Annotated in this window: 16 protein-coding genes; all 16 read left to right on the forward strand. The window is 69.9% G+C overall.

Features of this window, described 5'->3' with window-relative positions:
- Positions 1 to 233 precede the first annotated feature (233 nt).
- The 16 genes from rpsP to ABZ656_RS28525 all read left to right on the forward strand — a co-directional run bounded on the left by rpsP (position 234) and on the right by ABZ656_RS28525 (position 12,400).
- The gene (gene rpsP / locus ABZ656_RS28450) at positions 234 to 662 is read left to right on the forward strand and encodes a 30S ribosomal protein S16 (protein ID WP_060901212.1); all 429 of its coding nucleotides are present in this window, start codon (positions 234 to 236) and stop codon (positions 660 to 662) included.
- Positions 663 to 664: 2 nt separating this feature from the next.
- The gene (locus ABZ656_RS28455; RefSeq protein WP_005479813.1) at positions 665 to 904 is read left to right on the forward strand and encodes an RNA-binding protein; all 240 of its coding nucleotides are present in this window, start codon (positions 665 to 667) and stop codon (positions 902 to 904) included.
- A gap of 107 nt (positions 905 to 1,011) precedes the next feature.
- Positions 1,012 to 1,599, forward strand: a complete 588-nt coding sequence (gene rimM, locus ABZ656_RS28460) for a ribosome maturation factor RimM (protein ID WP_101400908.1) — start codon at positions 1,012 to 1,014, stop codon at positions 1,597 to 1,599.
- The gene (gene trmD, locus ABZ656_RS28465; RefSeq protein WP_101400909.1) at positions 1,599 to 2,420 is read left to right on the forward strand and encodes a tRNA (guanosine(37)-N1)-methyltransferase TrmD; all 822 of its coding nucleotides are present in this window, start codon (positions 1,599 to 1,601) and stop codon (positions 2,418 to 2,420) included. The genes rimM and trmD overlap by 1 nt, the downstream gene beginning before the upstream one ends.
- A 131-nt stretch (positions 2,421 to 2,551) precedes the next feature.
- Positions 2,552 to 2,902: a 50S ribosomal protein L19 gene (rplS, locus tag ABZ656_RS28470; protein WP_054235359.1), complete on the forward strand. Its 351-nt coding sequence runs from the start codon at positions 2,552 to 2,554 to the stop codon at positions 2,900 to 2,902.
- A gap of 45 nt (positions 2,903 to 2,947) precedes the next feature.
- On the forward strand, positions 2,948 to 3,664 hold the full coding sequence (gene lepB, locus ABZ656_RS28475; RefSeq protein ID WP_101400910.1) for a signal peptidase I: 717 nt from the start codon (positions 2,948 to 2,950) through the stop codon (positions 3,662 to 3,664).
- Positions 3,657 to 4,739: a signal peptidase I gene (gene lepB / locus ABZ656_RS28480; protein WP_129592105.1), complete on the forward strand. Its 1,083-nt coding sequence runs from the start codon at positions 3,657 to 3,659 to the stop codon at positions 4,737 to 4,739. Before lepB (ABZ656_RS28475) ends, lepB (ABZ656_RS28480) begins: the two co-directional genes overlap by 8 nt.
- Positions 4,624 to 5,574 (forward strand): signal peptidase I, encoded by a 951-nt coding sequence (lepB, locus tag ABZ656_RS28485; RefSeq protein WP_101400911.1) that lies wholly within the window; start codon positions 4,624 to 4,626, stop codon positions 5,572 to 5,574. Before lepB (ABZ656_RS28480) ends, lepB (ABZ656_RS28485) begins: the two co-directional genes overlap by 116 nt.
- Before the next feature lie 80 nt (positions 5,575 to 5,654).
- Positions 5,655 to 6,398 carry a signal peptidase I gene (gene lepB / locus ABZ656_RS28490; RefSeq protein ID WP_101400912.1) on the forward strand — a complete coding sequence of 248 codons (744 nt, stop codon included), beginning with the start codon at positions 5,655 to 5,657 and terminating at the stop codon, positions 6,396 to 6,398.
- Complete coding sequence (locus tag ABZ656_RS28495) at positions 6,388 to 6,915, forward strand: NUDIX hydrolase (protein ID WP_360271300.1); 528 nt, start codon at positions 6,388 to 6,390, stop codon at positions 6,913 to 6,915. The genes lepB (ABZ656_RS28490) and ABZ656_RS28495 overlap by 11 nt, the downstream gene beginning before the upstream one ends.
- Positions 6,916 to 6,970: 55 nt before the next feature.
- The gene (locus ABZ656_RS28500) at positions 6,971 to 7,279 is read left to right on the forward strand and encodes a DUF2469 domain-containing protein (protein WP_003965949.1); all 309 of its coding nucleotides are present in this window, start codon (positions 6,971 to 6,973) and stop codon (positions 7,277 to 7,279) included.
- Positions 7,280 to 7,442: 163 nt separating this feature from the next.
- The gene (locus ABZ656_RS28505) at positions 7,443 to 7,814 is read left to right on the forward strand and encodes a YraN family protein (RefSeq protein WP_101400914.1); all 372 of its coding nucleotides are present in this window, start codon (positions 7,443 to 7,445) and stop codon (positions 7,812 to 7,814) included.
- Positions 7,814 to 9,439 carry a YifB family Mg chelatase-like AAA ATPase gene (locus ABZ656_RS28510; protein WP_360271302.1) on the forward strand — a complete coding sequence of 542 codons (1,626 nt, stop codon included), beginning with the start codon at positions 7,814 to 7,816 and terminating at the stop codon, positions 9,437 to 9,439. Before ABZ656_RS28505 ends, ABZ656_RS28510 begins: the two co-directional genes overlap by 1 nt.
- Positions 9,436 to 10,569 carry a DNA-processing protein DprA gene (gene dprA, locus ABZ656_RS28515; RefSeq protein WP_360271304.1) on the forward strand — a complete coding sequence of 378 codons (1,134 nt, stop codon included), beginning with the start codon at positions 9,436 to 9,438 and terminating at the stop codon, positions 10,567 to 10,569. Before ABZ656_RS28510 ends, dprA begins: the two co-directional genes overlap by 4 nt.
- Before the next feature lie 288 nt (positions 10,570 to 10,857).
- Entirely contained in the window at positions 10,858 to 11,700 is an 843-nt protein-coding gene (whiG, locus tag ABZ656_RS28520; RefSeq protein WP_101400917.1) for an RNA polymerase sigma factor WhiG, read from the forward strand.
- A gap of 142 nt (positions 11,701 to 11,842) precedes the next feature.
- A complete protein-coding gene (locus ABZ656_RS28525) occupies positions 11,843 to 12,400 on the forward strand; it encodes a TetR/AcrR family transcriptional regulator (protein ID WP_101400918.1) in 558 nt (185 codons plus the stop codon).
- Positions 12,401 to 12,555 lie beyond the last annotated feature (155 nt).

Genomic DNA, 12,555 nt, shown 5'->3' on the forward strand with positions numbered 1-12,555 from the left:
GGCGTCCCGGCTCGCGGGCACGTCGAAGCGGCCGCCGAACAGGTCGTCCGGAAGCGGCTCCGGTGAAGACCCCGTTCCGCGTCCACGGCCGGCACAATGGCTAGCTGTACTCGACAGCCGCACAGGACCCCTCTCTCCTCCGGCTGACGCGTCCATCGGGCACTCGGGTACCGCAACCCCACGCGGCCATCTCGCCGTGCCCAACCACGTCAAGACCAGGAGACACCACTTCCGTGGCAGTCAAGATCAAGCTGAAGCGTCTGGGCAAGATCCGTTCGCCTCACTACCGCATCGTCGTCGCCGACTCCCGTACCCGCCGTGATGGTCGGGCCATCGAGGAGATCGGTCTGTACCACCCGGTGCAGAACCCCTCGCGCATCGAGGTCGACTCGGACCGCGCGCAGTACTGGCTGGGTGTCGGCGCGCAGCCGACCGAGCCCGTTCTCGCCATCCTGAAGCTGACCGGCGACTGGCAGAAGTTCAAGGGCGAGCCCGCCCCTGCTCCGCTGCTCGTGGCCGAGCCGAAGGCGACGCGCCCGTCGTTCGACGCCCTGGGCGGCGACGACGAGGGCAAGGGTGAGGCCATCACCCAGAAGAAGAAGGCTGAGAAGAAGGACGAGGCCCCGGCCGCGTCTTCTTCGTCTGAGTCGACCGAGGCCTGAGCATGCTCGAGGAGGCTCTCGAGCACCTCGTGAAGGGCATTGTCGACAACCCCGACGATGTGCAGGTCGCTTCGCGCGACCTGCGCCGTGGGCGCGTTCTCGAGGTCCGGGTGCACCCCGACGACCTCGGCAAGGTGATCGGCCGCAACGGCCGTACCGCCCGCGCTCTGCGGACCGTCGTGGGTGCCATCGGCGGCCGAGGTGTCCGCGTCGACCTCGTCGACGTGGACCACGTCCGCTGACGTAACAGGCAGCACCGGCTCGGGCCGGGGAGGGCTTTCGAGCCGTCCCCGGCCCGTAGTCGTCTACGAACCCATGACGTAGGCACATCGACAGGAGATCAAGCACAGTGCAGCTGGTAGTCGCTCGCGTCGGCCGCGCCCACGGCATCAAGGGCGAGGTCACCGTGGAGGTCCGTACGGACGAGCCGGAACTCAGGCTCGGGCCCGGCGCCGTCCTGCTCACCGATCCGGCCTCCGCCGGACCGCTGACCATCGAGACCGGCCGGGTGCACAGCGGCCGTCTGCTGCTGCGCTTCGCAGGCGTACGCGACCGGAACGCCGCCGAGGCGCTGCGCAACACCCTCCTGATCGCCGAGGTGGACCCGGACCAGCAGCCCGAGGACCCGGACGAGTACTACGACCACCAGCTGATGGACCTGGATGTGGTCACCAAGGACGGGGTGGAGGTCGGACGGATCACGGAGATCTCCCATCTGCCCTCGCAGGACCTGTTCGTGGTCGAGCGGCCCGACGGGAGTGAGGTCATGATCCCGTTCGTCGAGGAGATCGTCACCGAGATCGACCTGGAGGAGCAGCGGGCCGTCATCGACCCGCCGCCGGGCCTGATCGACGACCGGGCGGAAATCGACTCCTCCAGGGACACGGAGAACGCCTCCTCCAAGGACGACGAGGACTCCTCGGGGGCCGACGCCTGATGCGGCTCGACGTCGTCACGATCTTCCCCGAGTACCTGGAACCCCTCAACGTCTCGCTCGTCGGCAAGGCACGCGCACGTGGGCAGCTGAATGTGCATGTGCATGATCTTCGGGAGTGGACGTACGACCGCCACAACACGGTCGACGACACCCCGTACGGCGGCGGCCCCGGCATGGTGATGAAGACCGAGCCCTGGGGCGACGCCCTGGACTCCGTCCTGGCCGACGGCTACGAGACCGGCTCCCACGGGCCCGTCCTGGTCGTGCCCACGCCGAGCGGGCGCCCCTTCACCCAGGAACTCGCCGTCGAGCTCTCCGAGCGCCCCTGGCTGGTCTTCACGCCCGCCCGCTACGAGGGCATCGACCGTAGGGTCATCGACGAATACGCGACCCGGATGCCCGTCTACGAGGTGTCCATCGGCGACTATGTACTCGCCGGCGGAGAGGCCGCCGTACTCGTCGTCACGGAGGCCGTGGCGCGACTGCTGCCGGGTGTTCTCGGCAACGCCGAGTCCCACCGGGACGACTCGTTCGCCCCCGGCGCCATGGCCAACCTCCTGGAGGGGCCCGTTTACACCAAGCCCCCGGCGTGGCGTGGCCGTGAGATCCCCGGAGTGCTGGTCAGCGGCCACCACGGGAAGATCGCCCGCTGGCGCCGCGACGAGGCCCTGCGTCGTACGGCGGCGAACCGGCCCGACCTCATCGAGCGTTGCGACCCTTCCGTCTTCGACAAGAAGGACCGCGAAATGCTCTCGATCCTGGGCTGGCAGCCGGAACCCGGTGGTCGATTTTGGCGCAGACCAGAGGCCGTGGAAGAATAGGCCGCTGTTGTCTGCGTGGACCGGGCGCCCCTGCCACAGGGGGACACGACGTCCGCCCCGACGCGGCAGCACCCTCTTGGAAAACTAGCTCCCGTTGATGACCTGTGGCATCAGCGAAGAAAGCAGACGAAATGTCTCACCTGCTCGACTCCGTCGACAGCGCGTCGCTGCGCAGCGACATCCCGGCCTTCCGCCCGGGTGACACCGTCAACGTCCACGTCCGCGTCATCGAGGGCAACCGCTCCCGTGTGCAGCAGTTCAAGGGCGTAGTCATCCGCCGTCAGGGCGCCGGTGTCCGCGAGACCTTCACGGTCCGCAAGGTCTCCTTCTCGGTCGGCGTCGAGCGTACCTTCCCGGTGCACACCCCGATCGTCGAGAAGATCGAGCTCGTCACCCGTGGTGACGTGCGTCGCGCGAAGCTGTACTACCTGCGTGACCTGCGCGGCAAGGCCGCGAAGATCAAGGAGAAGCGCGACAACTGAGCTCGCGAAGGGGTTCACATGGAGGCCGGATAACATCTGGCTCCGATGGACACCGAAGCACAGCACACGGAGCGCGACCGCTCCTCCCGCCCCACTGAGTCCGAGGACATCTCGGACGCCGAGGGGCCGGAGGGACGGTCGCGTTTCGCGTTGCTGGCCTGGGCCGCGGATCGGATCCCAGGTGGGCGGATCACTCTGACCGCGCTGGTCTGTCTGCTGTTCCTGGTGCTGTTCAGCAACTTCGTGATGCAGCCGTTCGAGATTCCCAGCAGCTCGATGGAGCGCGGATTGAGGATCGGGGACCGCGTTCTCGTAAATAAGTTGGCGTACCGTTTTGGTGCCGAGCCGCGGCGGGGCGATGTCGTCGTGTTCGACGGCACCGGGTATTTCGGGAACGCCGACTACGTCAAACGCGTCGTCGGTGTGGGGGGAGACCACGTGGTCTGCTGCGACAAGGCGGGGAGGCTCGAGGTGAACGGCCGGTCGGTCGACGAGTCGACGTTTCTGTACCCGGGGGACAGCCCGTCCGACGTCTCCTTCGACGTCGTGGTGCCCACCGGCAGCCTGTTCCTCCTCGGTGACCACCGCAGCGACTCGAGCGACTCCCGCGACCACCTGGGGTCTCCCGGCGGCGGCATGGTCCCCGTCGGTGACGTGATCGGCCGGGCCGACTGGATCGCCTGGCCCGCGGGCCACTGGACCCGGCTGGAGCGTGCCGCCTCCTACGCGCGTGTGCCCACCGCGGACGGCGCTCATGGGTAACCGTGGCAGGCCGCGTGGGGTCTCCGGCCATGCCGCCGACAACCTGCTGCCCACCGGTACCCGGCGCGCCGCCGGCGGCGCCGCCCGGCCCGGCCGTGCCGAGCGCCGCAAGCTCCAGCGCAAGGTCAAGCGGCGCCGACGGCGCTCCGCGATCAAGGAGATACCCCTCCTCGTGGGCGTCGCGGTGCTCATAGCCCTGGTCCTCAAGACCTTCCTCGTCCAGGCCTTCGTGATCCCGTCGGGCTCCATGGAGAACACGATCCAGATCGGCGACCGTGTGCTCGTCGACAAGTTCACGCCATGGTTCGGCTCCAAGCCCCAGCGCGGCGACGTCGTCGTCTTCAAGGACCCCGGCAACTGGCTGGCCGGGGAGAAGACCACCAAGAAGAACGACCCCGTCGTCGTCAAGCAGGTCAAAGAGGGGCTGACGGCCATCGGTCTGCTGCCCTCCGACAACGACAAGGACCTCATCAAGCGGGTCGTCGCGGTCGGCGGTGACACCGTGAAGTGCTGCGACACCCAGGGGCGCGTGACCGTCAACGGCATGCCGCTCGACGAGCCGTACATCCAGGCCGGGAACAAGCCGTCGGACTTCGCCTTCGAAGAGACCGTGCCCAAGGGCCGTCTCTGGGTGATGGGCGACCACCGGGCCAACTCCGCCGACTCCCGCTACCACCGCACCGAGAAATACGGCGGTACCGTCTCCGAGAGCTCGGTCGTCGGCAGAGCCATGGTCATCGCCTGGCCCTTCGGGCACTGGGCCCGTCTGAAAGAACCGGACACGTTCGCGTCCGTACCGAGCGGGTCGGCAACCGCTCTCGGCGCGTCGCATAGGGTGGCGTCCGCGGATCTCAATCGATTGATCCCGCTCCCGAGCCCTGCGGAACTCCCGCTCGTTATGGGAGTGGTGGGCCTGCGCCGGATCCGGCGCAGGCGGCGGCACGGAGTGAGGAGTGGATGTGGGGGATTTGGCGGTCGGCGCACGATCCGGACACGATGGCCCCGAGGAGCAGCCGGAGCGACCCGACGGATCGGCCACCCCGGCCACGAACGACGTCACTGGTTCCGGGAGTGACTCCGGGGACGGTGGCGGTGGTACGAAGGAGCAGGGCGAGCAGGAGCCGAAGCCCAAGAAGCCGCGTTCCTTCTGGAAGGAGCTTCCGCTCCTCATCGGTATCGCGCTCGTTCTCGCGCTGCTGATCAAGACCTTCCTGGTCCAGGCGTTCTCGATTCCCTCGGACTCGATGCAGAACACCCTTCAGCAGGGCGACCGGGTCCTGGTCGACAAGCTCACCCCGTGGTTCGGTTCGGAGCCCTCGCGCGGCGAGGTGGTCGTCTTCCACGACCCCGACAACTGGCTGGAGGGTGAGCCGACGCCCAACCCGAACGCCCTGCAGACGTTCCTCAGCAAGATCGGCCTGATGCCGTCCGCCAACGAGAAGGACCTCATCAAGCGGGTGATCGGTGTCGCCGGTGACACGATCGAGTGCAAGGGCAGCGGCCCGGTGAAGGTCAACGGCAAGGCACTGAACGAGGACTCGTACGTCTACACCGGCAACACCCCGTGCAGCGTCGACGACCAGGGTGGCCAGTTCAAGGTGACGGTACCCAAGGGCAAAATCTGGGTCATGGGTGACCACCGGCAGAACTCGCTGGATTCGCGCTATCACCAGCAGGACGATCACCAGGGCTTCGTGCCGGTGGGCAATGTCGTCGGCCGCGCCATCGTGATCGCCTGGCCGCCCACCCGCTGGGACACGCTGCCGATTCCCGACACCTTCGACCAGAACCTCAGCGCGGCCGCTCCGGGCGCGCTCGGACTGGCCGGCGCGGTGCCGCTGGTGCTGTGGCGCAGGCGTCGCCTTACCGCCGGAAACCCGAGGGTTTCTGGTCGGGGTACCGCCGGGTAGGGTGCCGTCCCAGATCGCTGATCTTCCGCGGCCCACAGGTCGGGCCGTGGGATCGATTCTCCGAGTTGGGGAGCACTGGGATGAGCAGGACATCAGGTCGTACGGACGAGGGCCGCGGGCGGCTCGGCAGCGTGCTGTCGGGGCTGGCCGTGGCCCTCGGCTGTGTGCTCTTTCTCGGCGGCTTCGCCTGGGGTGCGATCGAATACCAGCCGTACACCGTGCCGACGGAGTCGATGGTGCCGACCATCAAGGCGGGCGACCGCATTCTGGCCCAGCGGATCGACGGCAGTGACGTCAAGCGCGGCGATGTCATCGTCTTCAGGCAGAAGAGCTGGGGCGACATGCTCCTCGTCAAGCGGGTCGTCGCGGTCGGCGGTGACACGGTCGCGTGCTGCACGAACGGCAAGCTGACCGTCAACGGCAAGCAGGTCGACGAACCGTATCTCCCCAAGGGCCAGGCCGCAGAGTCGAGCCAGATTCCGACCGTCGCGGTACCCAAGGACCGGCTCTTCCTGCTCGGCGACGAGCGCAGTGGCTCACTGGACTCCACGGCCCACCTCACCGAGGCCTTCAACGGCACCGTCGCGCGCAGTGCGGTGAAGGCCCGTGTGGACGCCATCGCCTGGCCGATGAACGGCATGCTGGCGCGCCCCACGGGCTTCGAGAAGCTGGGCGGGATCTCGTCGCCCGGGCCGCTGCGGCTGGTCCTGACCACCATCGTGGTCGGGGCGGCGCTGGTGCTGGGCGGGGCGGCGTACGGGCCGATCGCCGGGCGGCTGAGCCGGCGCGGCAGGACGCGGACGGAGCTCGCCGGTGCCGCCTGAGGCATCGGACGGGGGTTCGGTCGAGGACACCAGCGGCGGGCTCCGGAAGGTGGCCCGGGTCGTGCTGCTCGACGCGGAGGACCGCGTTCTGCTGCTGCACGGTCACGAGCCGGACGATCCGGCGGACGACTGGTGGTTCACGCCCGGCGGGGGCCTCGAGGGCGACGAGACGCACGAGGAGGCCGCGCTGCGGGAACTCGTGGAGGAGACCGGCATCACCGAGGTCGAGCTGGGCCCGGTGCTGTGGCAGCGGAGCTGCTCGTTCCCGTTCGCGGGGCGGCGCTGGGACCAGGACGAGTGGTACTTCCTGGCCCGTACGACCCAGAAGGGAACCGTCGCCGCCGGGCTGACGGAGCTGGAACGGCGCAGTGTCGCCGGAGCGCGCTGGTGGACGTGCCGGGAACTGACCGAGGCACATGAGACGGTGTATCCGACCAGGCTCGCCGGGCTGCTGCGCAGGCTGCTCGACGAGGGTCCTCCGGCCAGGCCCGAGATCCTCGACACCGAAATCGTCTAGAGGCTCGCGGGGCTGGCGCACAATAGGGGGACGCACGGCTGAAGGGGAACATGCCATGAGCGCCGAGGACCTCGAGAAGTACGAGACCGAGATGGAGCTGAAGCTCTATCGGGAGTACCGCGATGTCGTCGGTCTGTTCAAATATGTGATCGAGACCGAACGGCGCTTCTACCTCACCAACGACTACGAGATGCAGGTGCACTCGGTCCAGGGCGAGGTGTTCTTTGAGGTGTCCATGGCGGATGCCTGGGTGTGGGACATGTACCGACCTGCCCGCTTCGTGAAGCAGGTGCGTGTCCTCACGTTCAAGGACGTGAATATCGAGGAGCTGAACAAGAGCGATCTGGAGCTGCCGGGCGGCTGATGACGGGTGGCCGGTGGCAGGCGGCTGACGACTGGCAGGCGGCTGACGACGGACCAGGAACCCTCGTGTGGGTGAGGGGGTTGTCCACAGTCGGCCGCTTGTCCACCAAGATCCAATAGTCGGTCGAAGTGGCCTCAGTGTTGGCGCCGGAGGTGGTGCCGACATGAACACACCCGAGGCACGCAACGCGCTGGGCAGGTACGGCGAGGATCTGGCCGCACGGCGGCTGACCGAGACCGGGATGACGGTCCTGGCGCGCAACTGGCGCGGCGGCAGGACCGGCGAGATCGACATCGTGGCCCGGGACGGCGACGCGCTCGTCGTCTGCGAGGTCAAGACGCGCAAGTCGGGAGCCTTCGAGCACCCGATGGCGGCCGTCACCCCGGCCAAGGCACAGCGCCTGCGCGGCCTGGCCGAACGCTGGCTCCAGGAACACGGCGGGGCACCACCCGGCGGCGTCCGCATCGATCTGATCGGCGTCGTCCTCCCCGAACGCGGCGCCCCCGTGGTCGAGCACGCGCGGGGGGTGGCCTGATGGGATTCGCGCGCACCTGTGCGGTGGCCCTCGTGGGCGTCGAGGGCGTGGTCGTCGAGGTCCAGGCGGACCTGGAGCCGGGCGTCGCGGCCTTCACCCTGGTAGGCCTGCCCGACAAGAGCCTGACCGAGAGCAAGGACCGGGTCCGGGCGGCGGTGGTGAACTCCGGTTCGGCGTGGCCCCAGAAGAAGCTCACGGTCGGCCTGAGCCCGGCATCCGTACCCAAGGGCGGCAGCGGTTTCGACCTGGCCGTCGCCTGCGCGGTGCTGGGAGCCGCCGAGCGCATCGATCCCCGGGTGCTCTCCGACATCGTGATGATCGGCGAGCTGGGCCTCGACGGACGCGTACGGCCGGTGCGGGGCGTGCTGCCTGCGGTCCTGGCCGCCGCGGACGCAGGGTACGAGCAGGTGGTGGTGCCCGAGTGCGCGGTGGCCGAGGCCTCGCTCGTACCGGGGATCTCGGTGCTCGGGGTGCGCAGTCTGCGCCAGCTGATCGCGGTGCTCACGGACGAGCCGGTGCCCGAGGAGGATCCGGACGAGCAGGGGCGACCGGATCCGCTGATGGCGGGACTGCGGATGCCGGGCACGGGCGCCGCCACCGGCATGCACGGCATGGGCGCGGCCCAGCACGACCACGCTCACGACCTCGCCGACGTCGTGGGCCAGCACTCGGCACGGACCGCCGTGGAGGTCGCGGCGGCGGGCGGCCACCACCTTTTCCTGGAAGGCCCCCCGGGAGCGGGCAAGACGATGCTCGCCGAGCGGCTGCCGGCCATCCTGCCACGGCTCACCAAGGGCGAATCCCTGGAGGTCACCGCCGTCCACTCGGTCGCCGGCCTGCTGCCACCGGGCAAACCCCTGGTCGACACCGCTCCCTACTGCGCCCCGCACCATTCGGCGACCATGCAGGCCCTCGTCGGCGGCGGCCACGGGATCGCACGGCCGGGCGCGGTGTCCCTGGCTCACCGCGGAGTGCTCTTTCTGGACGAAACGCCCGAATTCGGCAGTCAGGCCCTCGACGCGCTGCGCCAGCCCCTGGAGGCGGGGCATGTGGTGATCGCGCGCAGCGCGGGAGTGGTGCGGTTTCCGGCGCGGTTCCTGATGGTGCTGGCGGCGAACCCCTGTCCCTGCGGCCGTTTCTCGCAGCGGGACGACCTGTGCGAGTGCCCGCCTTCCATGATCCGCCGTTACCAGGCCAGGCTCTCCGGACCGCTGCTCGACCGTGTCGACCTGCGGGTCGAGGTGGACCGCGTCACCCGCTCCGAGCTGACCGGGCGCGCTGCGCGGGGCGAATCCACCGAGACGGTCGCCGACCGGGTGCGGGCGGCCAGGGAGCGGGCCGCCGCACGGCTGACGGGCACGCCCTGGCGGACGAACAGCGAAATGCCGGGACGGGAGCTGCGCAGCCGCTGGTACGCGTCCCTGGGCGCGATGGACGAGGCGGAGCGGAGCCTGGAGCGAGGTGCCCTGACCGCCCGCGGCCTCGACCGGGTGCTGCGTGTCGCCTGGACCGTCGCGGACCTGGTGGGACACGACCGGCCCGGCGCGACGGACGTCGCCCTCGCCCTGCAACTGCGCACCGGCGTCCCCCGTGGGGTGCCGATGGCGATCGGCGCGCTGTCGTGAGCCAGGAGGACGAGAGGCTTCAGCGGGCCTTCCTCGCGCGGGTGATCGAACCGGGCGACGAGGTCTGCGGGCGTTGGCTCCGTGCGGTCGGTGCCGCGGAGGCGGTCCGGCGGCTCGTCACGGGCGGGGAGCAACCACCGGGAGTGACGGACCAGCGGTGGGCGGGACTGCGCGCCCGGGCGGAGCGGGCGGATCCGGAGCGGGACCTCGCGGTGGCGCGGGAGGCCGGGACCCGGTTCGTGTGCCCCGGGGACCCCGAGTGGCCGGCGCAACTCGACGATCTCGGCGACACGCGCCCCACCGGCCTGTGGGTACGGGGGCGGCCCAGCCTGCGGATATGGGCGCTGCGCTCGGTCGCCGTGGTCGGAGCACGGGCCTGTACCGAGTACGGCGCCCACATGGCGGCCATGCTCGGCGCGGGGCTCGCCGAGCGGGGCTGGGTGGTGGTGTCGGGCGGTGCCTACGGGGTGGACGGCGCCACGCACCGGGGCGCCCTCGGGGCGGGTGGCGCCACTGTCGCCGTGCTGGCCTGCGGAGTCGACCGGCCCTATCCGCGCGGACACACCGAGTTGATCACCAGGATCGCCGAACAGGGGCTGGTCGTGGGGGAGTTGCCGCCCGGCGACCATCCCACGCCGAGCAGATTCATCCTCAGGAACCGGGTCATCGCCGCGCTCACCCGGGGGACCGTCGTCGTCGAGGCCGCGTACCGCAGTGGCGCGCTGGTCACGGCGCGGGCGGCGCAGCGGCTGGGGCGGTTCGCGATGGGGGTGCCGGGCCCCGTCACCAGCGGGCTGTCGGCCGGGGTGCACGAGCTGCTGCGCGGGGAAGCGGTCCTGGTCACGGACGCCGCGGACGTCGCCGAACTGGTCGGTGACATCGGTGAGCTGGCCCCGGACCGGCGCGGGCCCGTGCTGCCGCGCGACCTGCTGGATCCGGGCGCCGGACGTGTGCTGGCCGCGCTGCCGGCGCGCGGTCTGGCGGGGGCGGAGGACATCGCCCGCGGGGCGGGGACCACCACGGACGACGCGGTCGGGAGGCTGTACGAACTCCGATCACTTGGTTTCGTCGAACGACACGGCGATGGCTGGAAGTTGACACGCCAGGCAATGATCTCGGGTCCGCGGTGATCGTCGCGGGCGCTGACCGAGCGTGTTCGGCCGTCCGGGCGAACGCCGACAGCCTTGGCAATTCCCGCAGTTGATGTCTCTCAATGATCACGGAGGGCGACGAACGTGCCCCCGAGGGACGCACAGCGGAACGTATCTGCGCACGGCTGATCCGCCCCCCTTCGCGCACTGCGACGCCCCAGTCACGCTACGCTCACGTGAATTCCGACGCAGGACAGGCAACTCGACATCAGCGCGACAGCTCACCCAGGTACCCCCAGTTCACGGCAGAACGGCACAAGGCGACGAATGCCCCAGCACACCTCCGGGTCCGATCGGGCGGCGATCCCCCCAGCCGCCCGCGACGGCGGTAGCGGGCGCCCGCCCGCTCCCTCGACGCTCGACGAGCTGTGGCGGTCGTACAAGGCGACGGGGGACGAGCGGCTGCGTGAGCAGTTGATCCTGCACTACTCGCCGCTGGTGAAGTACGTCGCGGGGCGGGTGAGCGTGGGTCTGCCGGCCAATGTGGAGCAGGCCGACTTCGTCTCGTCGGGGGTGTTCGGGCTGATCGACGCGATCGAGAAGTTCGACATCGAGCGGGAGATCAAGTTCGAGACGTACGCGATCACGCGGATCCGGGGCGCGATGATCGACGAGTTGCGGGCGCTGGACTGGATCCCCCGGTCCGTGCGGCAGAAGGCGCGCAATGTGGAGCGGGCGTACGCGACGCTCGAGGCGCGGCTGCGGCGGACGCCGTCGGAGGGAGAGGTGGCCTCCGAGATGGGGATCGGGGTGGAGGAACTCCACGCGGTCTTCAGCCAGTTGTCGCTGGCCAACGTGGTGGCGCTGGAGGAACTGCTGCACGTCGGCGGTGAGGGCGGTGGCCGGCTGAGTCTGATGGACACGCTGGAGGACACCGCGGCGGACAATCCGGTGGAGGTCGCCGAGGACCGGGAGCTGCGGAGGTTCCTGGCACGGGCGATCAACACGCTGCCGGAGCGGGAGAAGACCGTGGTCACGCTCTACTACTACGAGGGTCTGACGCTCGCGGAGATCGGGAACGTGCTGGGAGTGACGGAGAGCCGGGTGAGCCAGATCCACACCAAGTCGGTGCTCCAGTTGCGCGCCAAGCTGGCGAGTTTCGGGCGCTGACCTCGAGCGGGGCAAGCTGCTGAATCGTCCCTGCCTGGTCACTCTCCTTCGCTGGCGCGTTCCTTTCGGGTGGTGGGAGTGGCTGCCGTCCCGGGCGGCCCGTCCGTAAAGTGGGGGCGTGCCAAGGATTCGAGCGGCCTCCGTGGCCGAGCACCGGTCGATGCAGCGAGCCGCCCTGCTGGACGCGGCCCGGTCCCTGCTGTCCGAGGGCGGGACGGAGGCGCTGACCTTCCCGGCCCTCGCCGAACGCACGGGGCTCGCGCGGTCCTCCGTGTACGAGTACTTCCGGTCCCGGGCGGCCGTGGTCGAAGAGCTGTGCGAGGTGGACTTTCCGGTCTGGGCCGCGGAGGTCTCGGCGGCGATGGCCGCGGCGGACGGGCCCGAGGACAAGGTCGAGGCGTACGTCCGGCAGCAGTTGGCGCTGGTCGGGGACCGGCGGCACCGGGCTGTCGTGGCCATCTCCGCGAGTGAGCTCGATGCCGGGGCCCGGGAGAAGATCCGCGCGGCGCACGGCGGGCTGGTAGCGATGATCGGCGACGCGCTGCGGCAGATGGGCCACGCCGAGCCTCGGCTGGCCGCGATGCTCCTTCAGGGCGTGGTCGACGCGGCGGTCCGGAGGATCGAGCTGGGGGCCGCGGAAGAGCCTGGCGCGATCACGGACGCCGCGGTGGTCATGGCACTACGGGGCGTACGGGGCTGAGCCCCTGAACGCCTGGTGCCCGGCGACGGGGCGTACGGGGCTGAGCCCCTGAACGCCTGGTGCCCGGCGACGGGGCGGACGGCACGGCCCGGCTGTGTGCGAAGCGCCGCTTCCCCTTGCGGATGGAGACGCCTCTCCGCCTGCTTGCGGATGGA

It is taken from the genome of Streptomyces sp. NPDC007095 (assembly GCF_040634475.1).
Classification (GTDB): Bacteria; Actinomycetota; Actinomycetes; order Streptomycetales; family Streptomycetaceae; genus Streptomyces.

Bases quoted from the DNA above. Each gene is read 5' to 3' on its own strand.
- ABZ656_RS28505 (WP_101400914.1), top strand. From the start codon at position 7,443: ATGAACACACCCGAGGCACGCAACGCGCTGGGCAGGTACGGCGAGGAT.
- ABZ656_RS28500 (WP_003965949.1), top strand. From the start codon at position 6,971: ATGAGCGCCGAGGACCTCGAGAAGTACGAGACCGAGATGGAGCTGAAG.
- lepB (WP_101400912.1), top strand. From the start codon at position 5,655: ATGAGCAGGACATCAGGTCGTACGGACGAGGGCCGCGGGCGGCTCGGC.
- trmD (WP_101400909.1), top strand. From the start codon at position 1,599: ATGCGGCTCGACGTCGTCACGATCTTCCCCGAGTACCTGGAACCCCTC.
- ABZ656_RS28455 (WP_005479813.1), top strand. From the start codon at position 665: ATGCTCGAGGAGGCTCTCGAGCACCTCGTGAAGGGCATTGTCGACAAC.
- lepB (WP_101400910.1), top strand. From the start codon at position 2,948: ATGGACACCGAAGCACAGCACACGGAGCGCGACCGCTCCTCCCGCCCC.
- rplS (WP_054235359.1), top strand. From the start codon at position 2,552: ATGTCTCACCTGCTCGACTCCGTCGACAGCGCGTCGCTGCGCAGCGAC.
- ABZ656_RS28510 (WP_360271302.1), top strand. From the start codon at position 7,814: ATGGGATTCGCGCGCACCTGTGCGGTGGCCCTCGTGGGCGTCGAGGGC.
- whiG (WP_101400917.1), top strand. From the start codon at position 10,858: ATGCCCCAGCACACCTCCGGGTCCGATCGGGCGGCGATCCCCCCAGCC.
- lepB (WP_129592105.1), top strand. From the start codon at position 3,657: ATGGGTAACCGTGGCAGGCCGCGTGGGGTCTCCGGCCATGCCGCCGAC.